Raw genomic sequence first — 23,981 nt, 5'->3', positions numbered from 1 at the left:
CGATTATGCCAACTGACAAGGGGCAAAGTTACTTTTTCCGGCGAGCATGATATTTCGTAGCCAATGCATGGACAACATAACACGCAATCACAAACGGAATCGTCCAGTACAAGGCGATCCGTTGATTTGGATCAAACCAAATTAAAATACATGATAACGCGCTCGCAATAAAGGCAAACCACGGCACGATTGGGAACCACGGCGTTTGATATTGCAACTCGCTAAGCTGATGACCAGCCTTTAAAAAGGCATGCCGGAAGCGAATTTGCGCTAATGCAATCGCCATCCAGACAATCACGACGCTAATCCCGAAATTGACACTAAGACTAGGTACAAGGAATCAGCCGCATACACACTTGATAATAGTGCTAAAATCCCTCCCAGCATACTTAAGGTTAAGGCCCGCACCGGAATCCCGTGGGCGTTCGTTTTGGCAATTTTCTTGCTAATCGTCCCTTCGTTGGCTAACGACCATAACATCCTCGTTGAGGCATATAACCCCGAATTAGCGGCTGAAATAATCGCCGTTAAGACGACAAAATTCATCAAATCACCCGCAAACGGAATCCCAAGATGCTTTAATACGTATACAAATGGACTCTGGGTCACGCCAGCCACTTGATACGGAATCAAGGCCGCCATGACAATAATACTCCCGATAAAGAAGACAACTAATCGCCATAACGTGGTATGAATCGCCTTCGGAATCGTTTTGGCGGGATCCTTCGCTTCTCCAGCCGTAATGGCAATTAATTCGGTCCCGGAAAAGGCAAAGTTGACCGTTAACATAGTCGTGAAAACACCTTGAAAGCCGTTCGGGAACCAGCCAGCTTTGGTAAAGTTGGTTAACCCTGGCGCATGTTGCATCCCATCAACTGACAATAAGCCCACGATGGCCGCGCCACCTAAAATAATAAAGGCGACAATGGCGAAAACTTTAACGGCCGCGAACCAAAATTCACTTTCCGCAAACACCTTCACCGAATAAATATTTGATAATAAAATCAAAATCATGAACAACAAACTCCACAGCCAGACTGGGGTTTGCGGGAACCAATGGCGCATAATTAATCCCGCCGCCGTAAATTCAGAGCCAAGCGCAATCGTCCATGTTAACCAATATAAAATGGCGACTAAAAAGCCTGTTCCAGGACTGATGTAACGTTTTGCATAAAGATGAAAAGCTCCCGTATACGGCATCGCTACGGCTAATTCTCCGAGGCATAACATCACCGCATAAACAATTATCGCCCCTAAACAATAGGCGAGAATCGTCCCAATTGGCCCGGCTTCATGAATGGTATAGCCTGAACTTAAAAAGAGACCGGTCCCAATCACGCCCCCAAGGGAAATCATTTGAATATGCCGCGCTTCCATTTTCCGCGTTAAACTTTCGGTTCGTTTACTCATTATAGTTCCTTCTTGTCTTTAGATTATTATTAAAGTATCATTAGAATATTATCATATAAATCGGAGGAATACCAAATGAATTTATTAACCCGTTTACAACAAGGTCCCCTCGTGTTAGATGGCGCTATGTCAACCCCCTTAGAACACTACGGCCTTGATACTAACAACCAACTTTGGACCGCCATGGCCCTCGTTAAAGACCCGCAAAAAGTTTACCAAGTCCACTTGGATTACTTTAACGCTGGTGCTGATTTAGTGATTACCAATACTTATCAAGCGAATTTACCCGCCTTTTTAACGGCTGGCTTTACCGAAACCCAGGCGCGCCAATTTATACGCCACGCCGTCGAACTTGCCAACCAAGCGCGCGACGACTATGAGGTTAAAACTGGCAAACATAATTATGTTGCCGGAACCATTGGACCATACGGAGCTTACTTAGCCGATGGGAGTGAATATACGGGAAATTACGAGTTAAGTGTTGATGAATACCAAGCCTTTCATCGCCCCCGCTTAGAAGAAATTCTCGCGGCCGGGATCGATGTCCTGGCTGTCGAAACCCAACCAAAATTAACTGAAACCCAAGCCGTGCTCGAGCTCGTGCATCAATTAGCACCCGATTTACCGGTTTATGTTGCCTTCTCACTGCACGATGACCACCACTTGGCTGATGGGACAGCGTTAGCGACCGCCGTCCAAGCAATCGCCACGGATTCCCAAGTCGTCGCAGTTGGGTTTAACTGTGTTGCCTTAGACGTGGTCGAACCAGCGATTCAATTAATTCACGCCACCACTGACTTACCAATTATTGTTTACCCTAACTCTGGCGCCACGTATGACCCAACCACCAAAACGTGGTCCGATCCAGCTAGCGGTCCAACGTTTAAGGAGTTAATTCCAACGTGGTACCACGCCGGTGCGACTATCATTGGCGGGTGTTGTACGACGATGCCGCATGATATTGAAAATGTTCGTGCTTATTTTGATACCCTAGAATAAAAAAAATGCCTCGCGATTTTGCGAGGCATTTTTGGTTAACTGTAATTGTAGTTCGACGGCAACTTAGTAACTTAGTTAGCTCAACAGCGCCTTAGAGCCTAACTCAAAATCTCGCCGAACCTGATTGCATCAGTTCCGCCACGATTTATATAGTTACGCCAACAGGCGCTTTGATAGCTGAGCTCACGACCTGGATGTAACTTCGTTCGGCGGACTATCTTCTACGGTAGCATTGTAACTTCGTTCACCGAGCAAGCGACTAGGACTAACTGAAAACAGACGCCGACGTGTGCCACGCCAACGTCCATTTCCAAGTTAGCCTAACGTCGCTTTTAACGCTCGGCTCACGACCTAGATTCACGACCTAAAAAATTGACAAATACCGATCTCCACCATCAGGAGCAACCGTTACCACCTTATGACCAGTACCCAGTTGCTTAGCAATTTCAATCGCACCGGCGATGTTAGCCCCTGCGCTAATCCCAGGCAAGAAACCTTCTTGCTCACCGACGACTTTAGCCATTGCAATTGCATCATCACTTGAAACTGCTACGATGCCATTGTAAACTGTTTGGTCTAACGTTGCTGGAATAAATCCTGCACTAATCCCTTGAATCTTGTGTTTACCGGCTTTTCCTTCTTTTAACAATGGTGATTCAGCTGGTTCAAGCGCATAAATTTTAATCGTTTCATCCGCTGCTTTCAGATCATGACCAACGCCGGTTAAGGTTCCCCCAGTTCCGACCCCGGCCACAAAGGCGTCAGGTAAATTATCAGTCCCAAAATCAGCGATAATTTCTTGCCCGGTCGTAACTTCGTGGGCCTTTGGATTAGCTGGGTTTTCAAATTGCATTGGCATGAAGTACCCCTTCGTATCTACTAATTCTTGGGCCTTAGCAATGGAACCTTTCATTCCATCCGCACCAGAGGTCAAAAGTAATTCGGCTCCGTAACCTTGCATTAACTTCCGCCGTTCGACACTCATCGTTTCCGGCATCGTAATAATCAAATGATACCCCTTCGCAGCGGCCACCGCAGCTAATCCAATCCCAGTATTCCCTGACGTTGGTTCCACAATCGTGTCCCCAGGTTTTAAATCACCGCTTGCTTCGGCAGCTTCGATCATCGCTAAGGCAATCCGATCCTTAATTGAACCGGCAGGGTTAAAGAATTCTAACTTAACATACACATCAGCGGCCCCGGCCGGTACCACGCGGTTTAATTTCACAAGTGGGGTCTTTCCAATTAATTCAGTTATTGAGTTGTAAATCGTCATTTTAAATCTCCTCGGTTATTTGAACTTGGGTCAACCAATTTTTGAAAAATCGTTGCGAAGTTGTTTCCCACGAAAACAATGGTTGCCCAGTGGCTAAATCATAATTCACCGGTTGAGCAGGTAACCCACCCCACGCGGCTTGTTCACGGATAAACTCTTGTTGTAGTGCTGGCCCGTCATATTCTAAATGGGCAAATAAGTAACTAAATGGTTGGTCTTGTTGCGTCAAAAGAAATAATTCATCGGTGGTCGTCGTGGCATTCACCGCCAACGCAGCAACCTGATTTACTTGGTCATGGTTAACCTCAGCATAGCGAGCATGCGGGGCGATAAAATGCCGGGGTAAATCTGCTAACAATGGCGTTGGTTGCTGAATCCGTTGCGAATAACCACCAAAATATTTGTGAGTTAAGGAGAGCTTTTCAATCCCGAAAAAAATGATGCAACGCGGCCATTGCACCCCAGCACACAAATAAGGTTGGAAGGTGCCGTTGCGCTAGGAAATCAAACAAACGCGTTAATTCCTGATAGTACGTCACCGCCTCAAAATCCAAGCGTTCCACCGGCGCCCCCGTTACAATCACGGCATCCATCGTTGCAACCGTGGCTAAATCCAACGGCTGACTAATCGCCGCTACGGAAGCTGGTACCGGCCGATTGCGGTAATGATCAACCGGATAAAAGTAGGTTAATTCTATCGCTGGTTGCCACTGTTGCAAGCGCTGAGCAAAGCGCGCTTGGGTGGCAACTTTATCGTGCATTAAGTTTACAATTCCAATTCGCATTATCTGACTCCATTTTTGACAATCAAGCTGACTAACGTTGATCATCCCCTTTCAGTTACAAAAAAATCCTAGTCGCTAATTTCCGAACCGGAATTAGCAACTAGGATTGGTAGAAATGTGATAATTAAGCGAACCACAAAATCCCCAACGGCTAACTCGTCCGTTCGGTTGAATGTAATTCGCAACAACATACTAATGCTGAATTCATCATCGACATTTCCTTTCTTTTTGTAAGTAGATAATTAATTGTAGTTACTTTACACCAAAATATTAACGGTGTCAACTGAATTAATAAGCCTTCGACGGCAACTTCGTAACTTCGTTCGTCGGACAACCACCTAGTCATAACGAAAACCCGACGCTGATGGATATTCTATCCATCAACGCCAGGTTCAATGTTATGATACGGTGGTTTTTATGTCCGCCTCACGACCTGGATGTAACTACGCTCGCCACGCGGAAGCCTAGTGCCTAACTATGACAAAGTCGCCGACCCTAGCGTTGCTAGCGCCAACGCTTTGCCTACGTTAGGCCACGGCTTCCATAATGCGTGGCTCACGACCTGATTACGACCTAATTAAATTTTCAGCGCTCAATTGATCAATAATCAACACATTAGCATATCCAGCCGTTAAAACAGCCTTGGTGGCCGGAACTTTAGCCACTTTCCCAACCACTAAAATACTCGTTTCCTTCTGCTTTAATGCATCCAATTCAATCCCAATTGTCCGTTGATTGATTTGTTCATCCGCAATCTGCCCCTCGGCATCAATAAACCGCGAAAACGCATCCCCCACTGAATTAGCTTGTAAGCGATGTTGTTCGGCAGCGGTTAAATATCCGAGCTTAAAGAGCATTGCTGATGACCGTACCGTCCCGACGGTAAACAAAGCCACATTCGCTTGCCGACCTAAATCAAGGGTCCGGCTAATATGGCGATCTTGTTCAATGACTTGTTTGGTCGTTGCTTGATCAAAAATCACCGGTAACGGTAAGTATTGCGGGTTCGTTTGATAGGCTTTAGCAAAGTCATTGATTGCTTCATACGCAAAATTATTGGTCGCATTATCAGCTGCGCTCCCCTTCATTTGCACGACTTGAACATCGGTAAAATCTTGGGGCGTTAATTGGCGCGCCACCTCATAAACCGTCTTGCCCCAGCCAATCCCGATAATATCATGATCTTTAACGTGGCTTTGCAAATACTTGGCCCCTGCTTTTCCAACTGCTTGGACGGGGTTTTCATCCGCCCGTTTTGTGGGGACAACCACCACATCTTTTAAGTGATACTGTTCCTTAATCCGGTTCGCCAACGTTTCGACCGCCGTTAATGGATTATGAATTTCAATCGTAACAAGCCCTTGTTCGCGCGCAAACTTCAGTAACCGCGATACCGACGCCCGCGAAATGGCTAACTCGGTCGCAATTTGACTCTGATTTTGGTCTAACATGTAATAGCGTTGGGATACCTCAAGGGCTAAGGTTATCCGTGCTTGTGTCTTCATCTTCTCTCACCGCCTCATAAAAATCGTCGGCTTCTATTGTACCAAATTTTGCCCTACTTAATCACTTCATATACTAGTGGTGGTACTTCAGCATGTTCACCAATTTGAATACTTTGGTCTAAAAGCTTAATCGCATCACTAACATCTTCGCGGTTAGCGTAAATCGTTAAAATGGTTTCGCCCGCTTGGACAGAATCACCGAGTTTTTTTATTCAATTCAATCCCCACACTATAATCCAGTTGATCGCTCGCTTTAGCGCGACCACCACCAAGCACCATGCTAGCCATCCCAATTTCATCCGCTAACATTTGGGTAATTACCCCAGCTTTGGATGCTGGATAGTCAATTTGGTACTTAGCTTGTGGCATTACCTTATAGTCATCAATGACGCGTCCATCACCGCCTTGCGCCACAACCATGGCTTTAAACTTCGCTAAGGCTGAACCATCGGCAATCGTTTGTTCCAGCAGTTGGCGCGCAGTCGCTAAATCTGAGGCTTTACGACCAAAGACCACCATGTGACTGCCCAGCGTATAAACCACTTCCATTAAGTCAGCTGGACCGTGCCCCTTCAAGCAATCAATCGTTTCTTCAATTTCCAACGCATTCCCAATTTTACGTCCCAGGGGTTGGTTCATATCAGAAATAATTGCTTCACATTGGAGCCCCGCTTGTTGCCCAATTTTCACGAGGGCTTTAGCTAAGGCTTCTGAATCTTCTAACCGTTTCATAAAGGCCCCGGCCCCAGTTTTCACGTCAATTACCAAGGCATCCGTGCCGGAAGCAATCTTCTTACTCATAATTGAACTGGCAATTAACGGAATCGAGTCCACTGTATCGGTCACATCCCGCAAGGCATAGATCTTCTTATCAGCTGGCGCCACTTCACCCGTAGCCCCAACAATTGCCAATCCTTCCGTCGCAACTTGGTTAATGAATTCACTTTCGCTTAATTCCACCCGATAACCTGGGATCGCTTCCAATTTGTCCAAAGTTCCGCCGGTATGACCAAGGCCCCGTCCCGAAATCATCGGCACTGGAATGCCCACGGCCGCTACCATTGCCGCTAAGGGAAGGCTTACTTTATCACCGACCCCACCGGTTGAATGCTTATCAACTTTAATCCCTGGAATTTTAGCTAGGTCAAGGTGCGTCCCGGACTTCATCATTAACATGGTTAATTCCGTTTGTTCTTCATCCGTCATCCCATTGTTAAAAATGGCCATTAACAAGGCACTCGTTTGGTATTCCGGAATTGATCCATCAACGACCCCGTCAACAAAAAAAATTGCAGTTGTTCCGGACTTAATTGCCCGCCTTCACGTTTCGTGTGAATGATATCAAGCATCCGCATCGGTTGGGCCTCCTTAATTCTTAATTGCGTCGTAGAAACTAGACCCCCGTTGTGCTGTTAAACCAAAGTTTTCCAAGATCGTAGCGCCAAGGTCACTAAAGGTTGTCCGCGTGCCTAACGATTGGTTTGTTTCCTTCATGGATGGTGAGTAAGCTAGCAATGGTACTGTTTCCCGAGTGTGGTCAGACCCCGTAAAGCCAGGATCGTTCCCGTGGTCAGCAGTAATTAAGAGTAAGTCATCTGGCTTCATGGCCGCTAAGACTTCACCTAAGCGTTGGTCAAAGTCCATTAAGGCTTGCCCAAACCCTTGTGGATTCCGCCGGTGACCGTACATTGCATCAAAATCCACTAAATTCGTGAAACAGAAGCCGTGGAAGTCTTGACCTAAAACGGTCATCACATGGTCCATTCCGTCCATGTTGCTTTCGTTATGGAAATTTTGGGTAAATCCTTGACCGGAGAAGATATCATTGGTCTTCCCAACCGCAATCACATCCAAGCCAGCGGCCTTTAATTCATCGAGCGCCGTTTCGCCAATTGGTGCCAAACTAAAGTCGCGCCGATTGGCCGTCCGGGTAAAGTGATCCTTGTCCGGTCCCACGTATGGCCGTGCAATCACCCGACCAATCGTTACTTCCGGTCCGTTCACTAACGTCCGCGCGTATTCGCAAATCCGGTATAATTCCTCAACTGGAATGACATCTTCATGCGCCGCAATTTGGAGCACCGAATCACCAGATGTATAAACGATTAAATCACCCGTGGCCATTTGATGTTCACCATAATCATGAATCACATCCGTCCCAGAGTAGGGCTTATTAACAATCACTTTACGACCAGCGAAAGTTTCCAATTTTTCAATTAACCAAGCTGGAAAACCATCCGGGAAAGTTGATAATGCTTCATCACTGGTAACCCCATCATTTCCCAGTGGCCATCCATACTATCTTTGCCGGCCGAAATTTCGTTCATATTCCCAAAGTTACCAAGGCTGGTTCAGCCACTGCTACCCCTTCAATTGGCGTGGTCCGCGTATTACTTAACCCTAACTTAGCTAAATTTGGTAACGCTAACTTCCCGGCGTAGTGACTACCAACATGTCCCAGGGTATCAGCCCCAACATCACCAAACTTGTCCGCATCTGGTGCGGCCCCGTTCCCAACTGAATCTAAGACAATTGTAAATACCCGTTTGTAACTCATGAGAAATAACCTCCTTATTTGCTGTAAGCGTTTTCTTTTCACAACTTCATTATACTCGGTTTTGCACATTTATGCACACTAACCATGGAAATTATTTCAAAAATAAAAGGAGCTACCGCGTTGTTTCGCAATAACCCCTTTTATGGTTAATTAATCCGTATGTACATGAAGCTTATTCCCAAGCTTGCTTAGCTTCTTCTAAGATTTGCACAGAAGCTGAAACACCAAGCCGATCAGCCCCGGCATCAATCATTGATAAGGCATCGGCAAGACTGTGCATCCCACCAGCAGCCTTAATCTTAAAGTCAGGACCAACAGCTTCCCGCATTAACTTAACGTCTTCAGCCTTAGCACCTGAAGTTGAGAAACCAGTTGACGTCTTGACAAAGTCAGCGTCACCAGCCACCGTTAACTTCGAGGCCCGCGTCTTTTCTTCATCCGTTAAGAGGCTGTTTCGATGATAACCTTTAACAACTTGCCACCTTCGTGCGTTGCATCGGCCACTGCCTTAATATCAGCTTGCACGGCATCATCATGACCCGCCTTTAATTCACCGATGTTGATAACCATATCAATTTCATCAGCGCCGTCCTTTAAAGCGGTCTTCGTTTCATCAACCTTGCTTTGCGTTGACGTAGCCCCCAATGGGAAGCCAACAACCGTACAAGTGTTAACCGTCGTCCCTTCAAGTTCATCGTGAACCTTCTTAACCCAGTATGGGTTAACACAAACGGAAGCCGTATTGTACTTAATCGCTTCTTGAATCGTTTGTTCAATTTGATCTTCGGTCGCTTCTGGCTTTAACAACGTGTGATCCATATACTTCGCTAATTCTGCAACTGTTAAACTCATGGTATCACCATTCCTTTCTTTTAATATCTTTATTATACCATCCTTCTGAACAAATGAACGTATAATTGTTGAACATTATTTCTTAAATTTCAAAATTAAAAGCATGTTCCACTTTGGAGCATGCTTTTGTTAAGGTTATTTTCTTAGGGAAATTAATCCCCACATTTCCAAACTAATCATTACCTGGATAAATTCCACCATAATACATCCAGCCACGTTTCAACAAGAAATTAAATAGTCCCTGAAATTTAATTGGCGGGCGTTTAGTATTACTAATTTTATCCTCTAAGTCATCCATCATGACATATAGTTTAGGAGATACTTTTGATATTTTTCTTACCTCCCCCTCCTCGTTAGGAGGACCCATTACCGTACTAACGGAACCTGAATCAGAAAATGCTACTAAGATATCATATTCATTTTTTTGATACTTTTCTTTTTGACTCATAATGTGTTAAATAGTCTGGTGAAATTTCTACAACATCTCCCTTTTTCAAAACATTTTCTTTGTAAATATAACTATCTTTCACCTGGGATCGATCTGATTTTTCTACCCGATATCCCGGCACATATGAATTATTCAAATTCTTAGTAGATAAGTAGTGAACAAAGGGATATGTATGCTTGGGATGTTCAATTTGATTTAAATAATAATATCGATAATGATATGTATTATAAATTGGATACCAAATAGCCAAAACTATCCCTAAAAACAATAAACTTGTCCCTAAAAATAAAGTTGTTGCTGAGCTTTTTTTCATTTATCTTCTCCGTTTAAAGAACTTCTTAACTGATTTAACTACTCTGTGTACCACTGATTTTACTTTTCGATACGTCTTTCTTACAGCCCGCTTAACTCGATTGTATGGACGACTAACAAATTTTTGAACTCTTCTATATGTTTTAACCGCTGCCCGTTTAATCTGACGAACCATCTTAACGCCACGATTGTAAATTTTACGTCTAAATTTAGCGACTGGTTTAACCACATACTTGTTATATCCTTGTAAAATTCTAGATCGCAATTTTTTTTGACTCATTGTAGGCGCCGATTACTAATTCTTTAGCTTTCTTAAAAACCCCTAGCGCAAATAGCCCCAGTGTTGCTACAGAAGTAAGTGCCGCTGTTCTTATTACATCACCACTAATTGATTTTTGTGTCTGATTTCGTTGATTTGCTAAATTTCCACTTGTTTGTCCATAAATTTGTTGTAACTGCCTAGACATTAACTGATTGCTATTGGCAAATTTAAAAACATCTAAATCAGCATATTTATCAGGTTTGCTAATCTTCCAGTCTGCCAGTGCATCACCTAGAAAACCATTAATTAACAACCATCGCATTTTTACATTAGGAATTGGTTTCAAGAATTTAGTAATCCACTTTCCATACCGTATAAAACCAATTATTGGTGTTGTCGATAATTTTTGTAAAAACTTATTCCCCCGTCCTTGATCACGAGCACTAGCCGCAGTAATCGCTAAATGTGATAAATCTACATAAGTTTTATTTTTACTACTATGGTTATTGTTTATAATTTTACTAAACGTTTTAAATTCTTCTTTAGTAATTCTGCCTTTAAAAGGGATTTTAATGATTTTTCAGTGTATTTCTCAACGTCAGATGAACGAACTTGAAGACCACTTGATCCATAACCACCTATATTAGCAATGTAATAAAGTTCTGTAGTCTTAATCTTCTCCTTACTCCAGCCCCGCTTTTTTTCCTTCAGATTCAATTCCTTTTAAAACTTTAATAAGAACTTTTCTGTCGTTCTTGTTAATCCCAGTATTCCGATAAAACCAATTTATCTTTCGATGTTTTCGTACTTGACGATTAACATGTTTTGGTGGTTCTTGTACTCCTACTTGTACCCGTGGTGAAACATAAGGCGTCGATAACCAAGTCCCACCAGTGCGATAGGTATTATTATGAACCGGCACCACCTGATAACTTTGAACCTTAGATAAACTTGGCTGTTTAATTACACTAATTTCTTTTTTGAAAGATAAACTCGGATTAGGTTTGGTTATCTGAATATTTGGTTTACTTTCCGATTGTGTTGATTGTGGTTCCGTCTGTCGCTTGGGTTTAGGAACATCAACTGATGGCTTAACAATTGGTTGCCGTTGATAAACTAGTTTAACAACTTCATCCTTTTCAGCAATTAAATCAATGGGTTGTGGAATTTTATAGCCGGACAACATTTCGGGCTTCAATTCCACCAACGAACCTTCTAGCACCGTGATTTTTCTATCTGGTGCTAATTCCTTACCTTGTTCGTCAACTCGTCTAATTGTAATCACATAATTTTTCGCATAAGTGTGCGTAACGGTCTCATTTAACGGCGACTCAATCTTAGTATCAGTGTCTTTTAATTCGTATCCCGTAATTTTAGGCGCAGCAGGAATCATTGGAAATTCATTCGTTGCTTTCAACGTTTGAATCGGTTGAAGTTCATTTCCTTTTGTATCAACATAGCGAATCTTTACATGCGCTTGACGATTAATAATTAATTTAGTTTGTAATGCTGACCCGAAAAGATCATAACGGACCCCAGTGGCAAAGCGATAAATATCATCATTCGCCGGTGCTGGGGCAAAAAAGCATAATTAAAATGGCTTTGGAACGATACCCCTAAATAACCACCATATGGCAATCCTTCTGACCCATTAATATCAGCTCCGTAATGATACGGACCTGTGTGACTGCCGTCATAAACTACCCCATCCTGAAATGATAAATTCGTTGTCCCCGGTACTACAGCTGCTAAATTTGGTAAGTCAGTCGCAACCCCTTGACCAACATCAATATCGGTTGTGATAAACGATACTAACACTGGGATTTCATCAAACGAATCGTGTTTTACAATTTGATATTTTAAATGGACAGAGTTAGCGCCGTTATAAAGCACCACAATAGAATTGTTATTCGTGTTAGCTAAATATTGTTCACCAGTAAAAGCAATTCCACGTGGAACCTTAATTCGATTTAACCCCGAATATTGTTCCCATAAGTCCGCATCAGTATTTTCAATCGTGTAAATTAAATCTAAGTCAACACCTGATAAAGTTTTACCGACATACGTAATCCGACCTGAATCACCTTTAGCGAACGAATATGCTATCGTTGGCTCTTGAGGATTATTTTGTCCCCAATACTTTTGATTGTTAATTTCACCCACTTCATGCCCTTTAATGATTTGGACCTCAGTATCTTCGGTCCACCCTAAACCGTCAGGCGTTAGCAAATTATCATTCGTGAAATGATCCGTGTTAACGGTTATCTTAACGGGATCAAATACTGCGACCCCAGTTGTTTGCACATCAGGTTCCCCATCAACGTTTGTACTTACAACGACCGGCTTAGATGCATCCTGCTTCATTGATGGATTAGCTGGAATTGAATTTGGCTTCACATCAGCCAAAGCGTTCTTCATCGGTACAGTCATCCCCGCTAAAGCGACCGTACAAAGTAATAGCGTCTTACTAATTCTCATTATTTTGTCTCCCCTTCATTAATCATTCATCATTAAATCAAACTTAAACTAGCCTGTCAATCCAAACTTTTCGCTAAAAAAATCCGCTAAGTTGATTACTCAAATCAACTTAGCGGAGTATCTTTGTTAACTTATCTTCGACGGCAACTTAGTAACTACGTTCGCTCAGCAGCACCTTAGGGCCTAACTCAAAGCAGCGCCGAATCTAGTTCCACTAGTTCCGACGACGCTTTTATCGTTACGCCAACAGGCGCTTTGATAGCTGAGCTCACGACCTGGATGTAACTACGTTCGGCGGACAGCCACCAAGTCATAACGCAAAACTGACGCTGACGGATATTCTATCCGTCAACGCCAGTTTCAACGTTATGATAAGGTGGCTTTGTCGTCCGCCTCACGACCTATCCGCGTTTGTGTTCAGAAATGAAGAACCACATAATCAAAGCAAAGCCGATGGCTGGGACAATGAATGATAATTGCATTGAACCTGATAAATCAGATACCCGCCCCATGATGACTGGGACAAAGGCCCCACCAACTAAGGACATCACCATTAAGGCCCCACCAGTTTCGGTGTGTTGCTTTTCCTTGATTTGGTCTAACCCATGCGCGTAAATCGTTGGGTAAACAGGACCAAAGAAGAAACTCGTTGCGACCGCACCCCAGATGGCGATTGGTGAGTGAACGGAGACCGTTAAGAGTAAGACTAACGTTCCAAGTAAACTGTACCAAACCATGGTCTTCGTAACACTGAAGCGTTCCATTAACCAGTTAGCACATAACTTACCAGCAAACCAAATGAAGTAACTAATCACCATGTAGTTCGTGGCAGCGTGATCGGTGATGCCAGGAATAATCCGTAAAGCAAACCGAATCGTGAAGGACCAGACACACGTTTGAATCCCAACGTAAATGAATTGCGCCCCGACTGATTCATGAAACGGTAGTTGTGGAAGAGGTAGTTTAAGGATTCGCCTAAGCTCGTCTTCTTTTCTGCCACTGCATCTTCGTTCTTTACCGTCGCCTTGGATAATGGCATCTTCGTAATGGCCATTAAGATTAAGAGCACTAATAAAATTAACAAGATGTACTTGTATGGTTGCAACGTTAACAACAAGACTTCCTTGTTGTAAGCCGCCTTTTGCGCAGCTGACATGCCGGCAACTTCAGCAGCCATGTTTTCGTGACCACCAAAGATTAAGTACTTCCCTAAGATAATCCCAGCGGCATCCCCGAATGGAATTAAAGTTTGGGAAATGTTAATCCGCTTGTTGGCTGATTCCTTAGGTCCCATCATCGTCACGTAGGTATCACACGATGTTTCCAAGAATGATAACCCAATCGCAATCACGAAAATGGCTGCCAAGAACATTCCATACGTTGCCATGTGTGATGCTGGGAAGAATAAGCCACATCCTAAGATGAAGAACATCAACCCAATCATAATCGCTGACTTATACGTCGTCTTCCGAATAATGTAAGAAGCTGGTAACGCGATTAAGAAGTAACCACCATAAAAGGCGGATTGCACGAATGCCGTCGCCGTATCACTTAACGTAAAGACCGTCTTAAATTGCGTGATTAAAATATCGTTTAAGGAAGCGGCCATCCCCCACATTGGGAAGATTAAGGAAACCAAGATGTATTGCCAAACCGGCGTCTTGCTTAAGTAACCGTCGGCATATTGGATCCATGATTGTTTCTTTGTTGTATCCATATCTATCCCCCGCTAATTAAAAGGTCACGCCAGATTCTAAGATGATGTTAGAGTAAGGCGTCATTTCACCCGTCCGGATGAAGGCATGCGTCTTCGCTAAACTCTTCTTTAAATCAGTGTGTGGCATAAATTCAATTTCAACATCTGGCAAGGCTTGCTTGATGTTTTCTAATTGCGCTGGATTTTGATCCTTGATTTCATCAGCCAAGTAAATTTTTTTGAACCTTGAGTTCTTGCAAGACGTTTTCTAAGACTTCCATGAAACTTGGGGTTTGCTTAGCTAAAGCAAGATCAATTTGCTTCGTTCCAGCTGGTACTGGCATCCCTGCATCCCCGATTGATAACCAATCCATGTGCCGCATGTTAGCGACTTCATATGAAATTTCTGAATTAATAATTCCTGTCTTCTTCATTTTTAACTGCCTCGATTATTAGTTTTCGTTTAATGCTGCAATCACTTGGTCGTGCGTTGGAATTGAAGGCATTGCCCCCATTCCTTGCACCGTTAAGCTTGATGCCCGTTGAGCGTACTTAATTGCATCGGCAACGTTACTAAAGTCTGGGTTCAATTGTGAAACCAAACCACCGATAAACGTGTCCCCAGCCGCCGTAGTATCAACTGGCTTTACCTTAAAGGCTGGTACAATGCCGCTCGTTCCATTCACTGAGTAGTAAACCCCTTTTTCACCGAGCGTAATTAAGGTCGTTTGAACCCCTTGTTCCTTAAAGTAAGCAGCCGTCTTTGCCATCGCAGCTTCACTATCCACCTTAATGCCCGTCAAGACTTCACTTTCCGTTTCATTCGGCGCAATCACATCCGTGTATTGTAATAATTCTGGATCGATTGCAGCCGCAGGGGCTGGGTTCAAAACCGTTACGACATCATGTTGCTTAGCAATCTTGAACGCTTCCTTCGCAACTGCTTGTGGCGTTTCGAATTGCGTCACCAAGAAATCAAGTTCTTCGGCTACGGCTTCAAAACCATCTAAATCAGCCACCGTCATGGCTTGGTTAGCACCACCAAACACCATAATGTCGTTTTGACCATTCGCATCTAACGTAATCAAGGCCGTCCCGGTCCCTTGGACATTGTTCGTAGCAATGTGGTCAACGTTAATTTGATCGGCCTTTAACATTTCTAACATGTATTGACCTTCACTGTCGTTCCCTACGGCCCCAATGAAGCTCGTCGTCGCCCCTGACCGAGCAGCGGCTACCGCTTGATTGGCCCCCTTACCACCGGGCGCTGAACTCTTGGCGTTCGCGGAGATCGTTTCCCCTGGTAATGGGAACCGGTCAACGTGGTAAGTGGTATCGACATTGATACTCCCTAAAACTGCGACTTTATTTGTCATCTTTTAATCCCTCTCTTTGATTTAAGATTTTTAAGCGCAACAACTATCTTACCGAACTTAGAAAACGGTTTCAAGATATTTTTGAAAAGGTTTTCAGAAAATTTAAATCATTTTCACATTTCATCCGCCCGTGGATACGACGTTTGGCTGCCTGGCTTGGTTACCGTCAGCGCCGCATAATGATTGGCTTGTTGTAAGGAGGTTGGGATATCTGACCCCGCCGTGTAGTAATGGGCAAAGGCACCCACAAAGCGTCACCAGCCCCAATTGAATCGACGGCCGAAACCGTTTCGGCCGGAATTAACAATTCGGTCGTTGCATTCACCCATAACACGCCACGAGCGCCAAGCGTGACAATCATATTTTGCACGCCATCGGCAACCAATTGATGTGCGGCCACCTTAATCTCATCCAAAGTGGCTACTGGCAAATGCGTTAACCGCCCTAATTCCGTTTCGTTCGGCGCATAGAACTGTACTCGCCGGACGTAGTCATAATTAATCTCGTCATTGGCCGGCGCCGGATTTAGAAGTGCTGGTACGCCGAATTCATTGGCAATTTCAATCACCCGGTAATCCGTTGCTAAACTGATTTCTTGTTGTAACACAATTAATTTAGCTTTGGCTAATAAGTCCCGATGTTGATCCACCATCGCCGGCGTCAATTCAGCATTCGCCCCTTGGACAACGATAATACTATTAAGATTTCCTTGAATGAAACATGGTGCCACCCCATTGGCTTGATGGCCAACTTCAACTGCACTGACATCAATCCCACTTTGTTGGAAATGTTCGTAATAGTCACGACCAAAACTATCATCACCAACCACGGAAATCATCGCTACTTTGGAACCTAATTGAGCGGCGGCATAGGCTTGGTTCGCCCCTTTGCCCCCAAAGGCGGTATGGAAACTCGGGGCGGCCACCGTTTCCCCTAATTGCGGCATCCGGTCCACATCGGTCGTTAATTCCATCATATTCGAGCCAACAACTACTACATCGTACTTCATTTTAGGCACCTTAATCCTTTACTAACCCCGTGGTGACATGGAAATGTTTCGTTGCGTGTGGTGGCAACATAATCAACGTTCCTGCCTTTTGGGCTGCTAAGCGACCTTCTGGCGTACTCGTCCCTGGCAGGGCAAAGGCGGCCACTTGTTGGTCCCCGTTGTACATTAACCACCGCGTCACGATTGGAAAATCGGCAGTCTTAAACTTCGTCACAAAATGCTTCCCTTCCCCAGCCGTCATCTTAAATTCAGCTTCCGCTGCGTACTTGGTTAAATCACTGGAGAAAAAGACAATTTCCGGATCATAGTGCTTGGCATCATCTAAGCAATTAATTAACCGCCCACTTTGCTTGAGTTCATCATTAAAGGCCAGCCAGTCTTCATTCGGGTGGACATGGGCTGGAATCGTTTGGCGCAACGTAAAGGCTTCGTCCGGAATGTTGGAACTAATTTGCGCTTGATCTTGGTAAGCATAATTCATGTGACACATGTATTGCAGTGGCATTGCTTGACTGTTCGACAGGTTCGTTACCTGCATTTCCAGGTCAAATAAGCCACTATCGGCGTGCATCGTCACCCTCGGTTGGGCCAAATAGTGATCCCCAAACCCTTTCACATATTCATGTTCTGCGTGGACGGCCAAGTTATGATCAGTGACCGTTAAGAAAGCGCGATCCATCCGACTCGTTGGAAATTCCCCGTGTTGTTGATGCGTATCTTCCGGGGCTGGATTCCCGTTGGCTAACAATCCCGAATTAAATTGGAAACATCCGTACGTATCCGCGATCTCTTTTCCAGGTAATGGTTGCGTAAAGGCATCCTTCATCTTCAGCGAAATCCCATCAAACACCGCATCCCAGACAATTAACCCGTAAAATGGGAGGACTGTTAAATAGCCCCGTGAATTACGAATCGTTGCTGCTTCAATCCCCGATGGATATTTAAAGGTCGTCACTTGAAAATCATCATTTTCTAATAACGTAAACTCATGTTCATGAAACATATCTGGTCGTAAATTAATCTTCGTCATTTTAAATTCGCGCTCCTTTTTCCGTTTTGTATGCGCTTTCATTTTAACGTATTCTTGAACTTATTTCCACCCCACACTAGAACATTATTGCAACAAAAAACGACCAAGCAAAGATGTCGCCATCCTTCCTTGATCGTTAATACGCTGACAGTTAATGTTGCAATTCCCTAATCATCCTGTGATTGTTGCTCTTTCAAGGCCTTAATCTCTTCCGTCAAGAGATCAATCTTCTTCTCCAGGCGTTCAACGTCCGTTTCTTCCCGTGAAAAAACGTTGGTGATGCTACTGGTTAACATCCCAATGAAACCAATCCCAAGGAACATATCAATCACGGCCGCCACTTTTCCTAAGACCGTAACGGGCGCAACATCACCGTACCCAACGGTCATGGTCGTCGTAATCGATAGCCAGAGCCCGGTCATGAAACTAACATGCTCGCTAATACTAAAAATACCGGACGTAAACAGCATCGTGCCCATCGATAAGTATAAGTAATAGAACATGCCCCGAAGTTGGAAAAAGCGTTCGAGGCGACCGACTAACCCAACAATCCGGAGTAAACGGAGTAAATGAACGATCCGGAGGGCCCGCCCAATCCGTGACATCCGGAAGAAATCAAAGAGCCCACTAACCGGAATGATTGATAATAAATCCGCGATATGATGAATCACAAAGGAGCGTTTTGAGGTCGCAGCCCCGAACCGGATTACATAATCCACGACGAAAATCCCCCAAATCCCATAATCAACAAAAATTAGGGGCGGGGTATCAATATCTAACTCGCCTGAATAATCCATCACAATCATCACGATTGAGACAATTGCCAAAAAAAGCCATTAACACTTGATATCCAATATAAACCGAACGGTGGGTTCGGACTGTTTCAACTATCTTTTTCATACCCAAATTGTAGCGCGCTGAACTAGGAACTGACAATATCTCATTAAAATTTTATCTTTTTAAACCAAACTTTAATTTCACCTCACAAAGTGTCTTAACCCTTACAGCCCCACGGATTAACGTCTGTTTGTATATATAACTCTAAGTCTTCACAATTGGCAAATTAAGTTGTACAATACATTCTATGCACTAGGAAACTACCGTCCTAAATTTGTTTCCTAGTGTGTACTCCGTGTGTGCATGTATATAATAACTTTTATTCTACTTACCTGTTACAAATACATGCAATGTAAGGGGCTCCGTTGCCGGGGCCTCTTTTTTTTGTTAAAAACATCATCTTTTTTTCAGGCCTTAAATACGTTCCATCCGTTGGGAAGCAACAACTTTCGCCATTTTGTATATATTTAGTGATGTCTTAACACTGGCGTTAATTATAGGTACAATGATGGCAAGCACTAGTGTTTCCCTAGTGCTGATACTCCGTGTATGCATCGTACCCAATTTTCTCTACTTACCTAATTACTTGCATACAAGAAAGACGGTCTCCCAATCCGGGAGGCCGTCTTTGTGTTATCACTGAACGTTCAATGAACATCAATGATTACCTTCATTTTACTTTTCTAACACAATATCGCTTGGCTTGACTTCATCACCAAAGTAAGGCTTTAATTCTTGATTGTAGTCATCCGTAAAGAAACCATCCTTAGACAACTTCGTGATTTCTTGGTTCGTCCACTTCAATAAGGACTTGTTGCCCTTCTTAACGGCTGGTGAAATCATTTGGTTTGGTCCCAATGTCTTAATTCCGACCGTGTAGTTTGGATTCTTCTTCACCCAAGCGTATAAGTAAGAATTATCATCGGCTAATGCCACCGCCCGCTTGTTCTTCAAGGCGTTAAATTGTTGCGTCTTGGAATCAAACTTCAATAACTTGACTCCTGGTTGCTTACTCGTGAAGTAGTTTTCGGCCGTCGTCCCCTTCGTCACGATCAATTGCTTACCCTTTAATTGGCTCACCTTCGTGATTGGCTTGTCCTTTGGTGAAACAACCCCTACCGAAACCTTCATGTATGGCTTGGCAAAGTCAACAACATGCTTCCGTTCCGGCGTAACCGTGAAGTTTGCCAAGACTAAATCGGCCTTATTCGCGTTCAACGTATCCACCCGGTTATTAGCGTTTACTTGCACGAACTTCACCTTTACTCCGAGGTCCTTACCAATTTGGCGGGCTAACCGAACATCGTAACCAACCCGTTGGCCGTCTTTGTTCACCCAACCATATGGTGGTAAGTCCCCAAAGACCGCAATCTTAATCGTGCCCCGTTTCTTAATTGCGGCCACCGAACTTGGATTACTATCCGCGTGGGCCGTGGTCGTAGCATGGTTTACCAACCCCAAACTAGTTCCGACCACACTGGCTACTAATAACCCAGCTGCTAATAAATGCTTCCATTGCTTCTTCATGATTCAAATCCTCCTAAAAATCCATACTAGTTAAAAATTCTGCGGCCCGGTCACTTTGCGGCTGCGCAAAGAACTGCTTGGCTGGCGTGGTTTCGACTAAGCGCCCATTTTCTAGGAACAACACCCGATCGGCCACTTGCGCCGCAAAGTTCATTTCATGGGTCACAATCACCATCGTCATCTGATCTTGAACTGCTAATTCCTTGATAATCGCTAAGACGCCCCGCACCATTTCCGGATCCAAGGACGCCGTCACTTCATCAAACAGCATCAAGTCGGGATGCATTGCTAATGCGCGGACAATCGCAACCCGTTGTTGTTGCCCGCCCGAAAGTTCTCGCGGATATGCTTGGGCGTGATCAGCTAACCCCACCCGTTCCAATAATTGCCGGGCTTCGGCTTCCGCATCAGCGCGCGAACGATGTTGAACCTTTTGGGGTGCCAAGGTGATATTATCCAGCACCGTCAAATTGGGGAATAAGTCATAACTTTGAAAGACCATCCCAATTTTTTGCCGTAATTCCGGCCACTTTTTCGGATCAACCGGTTTCCCTTGAAACGTGATTTCACCATCATGGAGTGGTTCAAGTCCATTTAAGGTCCGAATCAAGGTACTCTTCCCCGAGCCGGATGGTCCTAACAAGGCCACCACTTCGCCCGGTGCAATTACAAAATTAATATCATGTAATGCTTGCCAGTCACCATAATATTGGTTTAGGTGACTCACAGTTAAAATTGGTGTTGTCATTTGCTACCTCCGTGTTTGTGCTAACCGATGTGACCACCGCGTTAACGGATAATCAACAATGAAATACAGCAACATAATGAACCCATAGACCAAAAGACGCCGTTGGGGTGCGTTTGATTATTAGCTTCAATAATTTGTTGCCCAATGTTAATGACGTCCATCACACTAATCATTAGTAATAAGGACGTGGTCTTAATCACCCGGGTCGCTAAGTTAACTGTGGCTGGCAAAGCTAAGCGCCACGCTTGCGGTAACTTCACGTACCAGAATAACTGTCCTTGCGAAAGTCCAAGGGCTTGACCCGCTTCAATTTGGTGCTTTGGAACCGAGGTCAATGCGCCCCGCACGACATCACTAAATTCAGCGGCGACCCACAAAGTAAAGGCCAGGACTGCCATCCAACTTGCTGGCCAGTTTAAATTAAATTGGCGCGGCAAAATGTAGTAAACCAAGAACAATAAGACCACGGTTGGGACAATCCGGAAAAATTGTAAGTAGAGCCACAAAATGCCATTGACCAACCGCGCCTTCCCGGTCCGAGCAAGACCGAAGAGTAACCCGACAAGCAATCCGAGGATTAACGACACGCCGGCAATCCAGACTGACGTCCATAAACCGACTAGCAACCGCACTAAATTATGCCCGGTCCATAAAATCTCAATTCCCGAATGCGCCATAGCGAACCTTCCTTTCTAACCAATCAAAGAATACAATTAACGGAATCAAAATCAGCGCATAGGCAATCACCAACATGAACAAATATTCATTCGAGCGGTAATACAAACCAATCAAATCAAGCGCCGTGTTCGTTAATTCCGGAATCGCAATCACCGCAAAAATCGAGGTCTCTTTAATCAAGAAAATCACATTCGCAGCTAAAGCGGGCACACTCAAGGCTAGACCCTGTGGTAATACCACGTAGCGCGCAATTTGCTTGGGAACCATTCCGAGGGCGACGGCACTTTCGATTTGTCGCTTGGGAACGGCTGCAAACCCGCCACTAAAGCCTTCTGCCATGTAGCCCCCACCGAGAAAGATCAACCCCACAATCCCACAGGTGACGGCGCTTAATTTCACGCCGAAAACTGGGAACGCATAATATAAAAAGAACAGTTGAATCAAAAGTGGCGTGTTCAAGCAAAGGCAACGTACCCCGCCAACAAATGCTGCAGGCCCTTGACCCGCCAATACTGCGCTAAGCTAACTAAGAGCCCGACTAAAACGGCCCCCATGATGCCGACGAATGACAACCATAACGTTAACCCAAACCCATGCGCAAACTGGGGTAAACTTTGCTGGATAATTGTCCAATCCATCCCATAACTCCTTTCTTCGCAAACAAAAACGGCCGACTCCTCAATTCAAAGAGGGGCCGACCGCCATCATTATTTGCTTAATTCATGAAGTAATTAACTCCATGTTAAGATTGGGCTCGGTTCAATGAAATGAGTGTATGACAAAAATGTGTTCCGTTTCCGCAACACGCCATGTTCATTTGACTCATCTTAACTAAACTCATCATTAAACCGAGCTCCTTTCTAATTGATAATTAATATTATAACCGCGTTTTAAGAAAGTGCAAGCGTTTTTTCTTACTTTTTATTAGTTCGATTCAAATTATTGGTTGGTGGCTAAGTAACCGTCGCTAATAATTAGACGACCTGTTAACTAACCCACATAAAAAGCCCCGACGCTAGGGCAATAGCGTCGGGGCTTTGTGTTATCACTGAAAGTCCAATGAACTACAATGAATATTTTGTTCGCAAAATTATTTTATCACTAAAATCGGATTTTTAACAACTGACGTTAATAATTGATCCACCTTGCTTCCCTGTTTCAGCACTTAACAGTTAATCTTCAAAATAATAATCTTTGAGCTTATACGTTTCGATTACCACTTTTTCAACAAACAATTCGTATTTCTCAACTAAGTCGGCTAATTGCTGGCCATCAATCAACGTAACCGTGTTATTTCCTTGCGTCGTCTTCTGCTTGGCTCGCTGAGTAAAGTGACTCGTGGTAACGAAGATTCCATATTAAGCATTAAAACTGTCCATAACCCCTTTAAATCGGTCAATTTCAGGTTCTGAAACAGCCCCCGTTGTATACCGTTTACATTGAATTGCAACCCGACTAGTCCGGAATTCATCAGATGTGTAATATCCAAATCCATCAATTCCGTGATCACCCGACCGAACAATCCCGCGTTCTTTGTCAATACGAACACCCATCTTAGAAATTAATAACCGAGAAAAGCTTTCAAATTTAGCGGGACTAAACGCTTCTAATTGAGCTAATAATTGTGATTTCCAATCGACATCTAAATTATCCGAACCTTCTTGGATATCGGTTTCTAGTGATGATTGACTATCATCTTCTCCTTTGGAGTCAGCTGCTTCTTCCGCCATTTTGCGTTTTTTTCGTAATTCAATCGTCTTTTCCCAGTAAGAATCAATCGCAAATTGTTGTTCATCGGTTGGGTATTTAGATAAATCTACTTGTGATCCTAATTCAGTTAAAACTAAATCCTTTGCCCGCTGTGGTTCTTCAATAAAACCTACGGCATACAAGCTTTTAATCCCAAAATTAAAGTCAAAACTAAACGGAGTATACGCACTCTTCTTACCTTGAATTTGATAAAACACCAAATCATAGGTCAAACCTTCAAATTCATGATCAATACTTAATTGTCGGATTTCCTTTCGTGAAGCTGATCCACCCGCTTCACGAAGAGCTAAAATTATTGCCCGTTCAGCTTTAATCTGATTTTTACGATTTCGTTTGTATTCTGTCATCATCGGTTCCAATTATAATTATCAATTAACAAGCTATTACTTAATTACGATAAAAAGATAGTGGGTTATTATCGATTAT

Annotated in this window: 13 protein-coding genes and 11 pseudogenes; 1 reads left to right on the top strand and 23 read right to left on the bottom strand. The window is 43.9% G+C overall.

The window, feature by feature from the left end; genetic code table 11:
* Window positions 1-28: 28 nt before the first annotated feature.
* Window positions 29-1,410, bottom strand: a pseudogene (locus JCM14505_RS02615) (amino acid permease).
* Window positions 1,411-1,485: 75 nt separating this feature from the next.
* Here JCM14505_RS02615 and mmuM point away from each other — a divergent pair.
* On the top strand, window positions 1,486-2,409 hold the full coding sequence (gene mmuM / locus JCM14505_RS02610) for a homocysteine S-methyltransferase (protein WP_054652707.1): 924 nt from the start codon (window positions 1,486-1,488) through the stop codon (window positions 2,407-2,409).
* Between the two features lie 364 nt (window positions 2,410-2,773).
* Here mmuM and cysK read toward each other — a convergent pair whose 3' ends face one another.
* From cysK to JCM14505_RS02490, 22 genes and pseudogenes are all read right to left on the bottom strand, one after another.
* Complete coding sequence (gene cysK, locus JCM14505_RS02605; RefSeq protein ID WP_054652705.1) at window positions 2,774-3,685, bottom strand: cysteine synthase A; 912 nt, start codon at window positions 3,683-3,685, stop codon at window positions 2,774-2,776.
* Window position 3,686: 1 nt separating this feature from the next.
* Window positions 3,687-4,446 (bottom strand): annotated as a pseudogene (locus JCM14505_RS08615) (homoserine O-acetyltransferase/O-succinyltransferase family protein).
* A 590-nt stretch (window positions 4,447-5,036) separates the two neighbouring features.
* Window positions 5,037-5,975 (bottom strand): sugar-binding transcriptional regulator, encoded by a 939-nt coding sequence (locus JCM14505_RS02590; protein ID WP_054652699.1) that lies wholly within the window; start codon window positions 5,973-5,975, stop codon window positions 5,037-5,039.
* A 53-nt stretch (window positions 5,976-6,028) separates the two neighbouring features.
* Window positions 6,029-7,330: pseudogene (locus JCM14505_RS02585) on the bottom strand (pyrimidine-nucleoside phosphorylase).
* 13 nt (window positions 7,331-7,343) lie between these two features.
* A pseudogene (locus JCM14505_RS02580) lies at window positions 7,344-8,532 on the bottom strand (phosphopentomutase).
* Between the two features lie 172 nt (window positions 8,533-8,704).
* A pseudogene (gene deoC, locus JCM14505_RS02575) lies at window positions 8,705-9,384 on the bottom strand (deoxyribose-phosphate aldolase).
* 172 nt (window positions 9,385-9,556) lie between these two features.
* Window positions 9,557-9,832 carry a hypothetical protein gene (locus JCM14505_RS02570; RefSeq protein ID WP_054652697.1) on the bottom strand — a complete coding sequence of 92 codons (276 nt, stop codon included), beginning with the start codon at window positions 9,830-9,832 and terminating at the stop codon, window positions 9,557-9,559.
* Window positions 9,801-10,145 (bottom strand): hypothetical protein, encoded by a 345-nt coding sequence (locus tag JCM14505_RS02565; protein ID WP_054652695.1) that lies wholly within the window; start codon window positions 10,143-10,145, stop codon window positions 9,801-9,803. The genes JCM14505_RS02570 and JCM14505_RS02565 overlap by 32 nt, the downstream gene beginning before the upstream one ends.
* Before the next feature lie 253 nt (window positions 10,146-10,398).
* Complete coding sequence (locus tag JCM14505_RS02555) at window positions 10,399-10,752, bottom strand: hypothetical protein (RefSeq protein WP_054652691.1); 354 nt, start codon at window positions 10,750-10,752, stop codon at window positions 10,399-10,401.
* A gap of 336 nt (window positions 10,753-11,088) precedes the next feature.
* Window positions 11,089-11,823, bottom strand: coding sequence for a hypothetical protein (locus JCM14505_RS09420; protein WP_054652689.1), 735 nt, complete (start codon window positions 11,821-11,823; stop codon window positions 11,089-11,091).
* Window positions 11,824-11,897: 74 nt separating this feature from the next.
* Complete coding sequence (locus tag JCM14505_RS09415) at window positions 11,898-12,884, bottom strand: hypothetical protein (protein ID WP_054652687.1); 987 nt, start codon at window positions 12,882-12,884, stop codon at window positions 11,898-11,900.
* A 401-nt stretch (window positions 12,885-13,285) separates the two neighbouring features.
* Window positions 13,286-14,601, bottom strand: a pseudogene (gene fucP, locus JCM14505_RS02540) (L-fucose:H+ symporter permease).
* A 16-nt stretch (window positions 14,602-14,617) separates the two neighbouring features.
* Window positions 14,618-15,014: pseudogene (gene rbsD / locus JCM14505_RS02535) on the bottom strand (D-ribose pyranase).
* A gap of 18 nt (window positions 15,015-15,032) precedes the next feature.
* A complete protein-coding gene (gene rbsK, locus JCM14505_RS02530; RefSeq protein WP_054652685.1) occupies window positions 15,033-15,956 on the bottom strand; it encodes a ribokinase in 924 nt (307 codons plus the stop codon).
* Window positions 15,957-16,069: 113 nt separating this feature from the next.
* Window positions 16,070-16,965, bottom strand: a pseudogene (rbsK, locus tag JCM14505_RS02525) (ribokinase).
* A gap of 10 nt (window positions 16,966-16,975) precedes the next feature.
* A complete protein-coding gene (locus tag JCM14505_RS02520) occupies window positions 16,976-17,995 on the bottom strand; it encodes an aldose 1-epimerase family protein (protein ID WP_054652683.1) in 1,020 nt (339 codons plus the stop codon).
* Between the two features lie 167 nt (window positions 17,996-18,162).
* Window positions 18,163-18,792, bottom strand: a complete 630-nt coding sequence (locus tag JCM14505_RS02515) for a potassium channel family protein (RefSeq protein WP_162200487.1) — start codon at window positions 18,790-18,792, stop codon at window positions 18,163-18,165.
* Window positions 18,793-19,507: 715 nt separating this feature from the next.
* Entirely contained in the window at window positions 19,508-20,359 is an 852-nt protein-coding gene (locus JCM14505_RS02510) for a transporter substrate-binding domain-containing protein (RefSeq protein WP_054652679.1), read from the bottom strand.
* A gap of 13 nt (window positions 20,360-20,372) precedes the next feature.
* Window positions 20,373-21,107, bottom strand: a complete 735-nt coding sequence (locus tag JCM14505_RS02505) for an amino acid ABC transporter ATP-binding protein (RefSeq protein ID WP_054652677.1) — start codon at window positions 21,105-21,107, stop codon at window positions 20,373-20,375.
* Window positions 21,108-21,110: 3 nt separating this feature from the next.
* Window positions 21,111-21,784 (bottom strand): annotated as a pseudogene (locus JCM14505_RS02500) (amino acid ABC transporter permease).
* Window positions 21,765-22,423: pseudogene (locus JCM14505_RS02495) on the bottom strand (amino acid ABC transporter permease). Before JCM14505_RS02495 ends, JCM14505_RS02500 begins: the two co-directional pseudogenes overlap by 20 nt.
* 534 nt (window positions 22,424-22,957) lie before the next feature.
* Window positions 22,958-23,902: pseudogene (locus JCM14505_RS02490) on the bottom strand (restriction endonuclease).
* Window positions 23,903-23,981 lie beyond the last annotated feature (79 nt).

This window comes from Limosilactobacillus equigenerosi DSM 18793 = JCM 14505 (assembly GCF_001311375.1).
In the GTDB taxonomy this organism is placed as follows: Bacteria; Bacillota; Bacilli; order Lactobacillales; family Lactobacillaceae; genus Limosilactobacillus; species Limosilactobacillus equigenerosi.
Note: the sequence above shows the minus strand (reverse complement) of the source record. Positions and strands in the feature narration are given on the sequence as shown.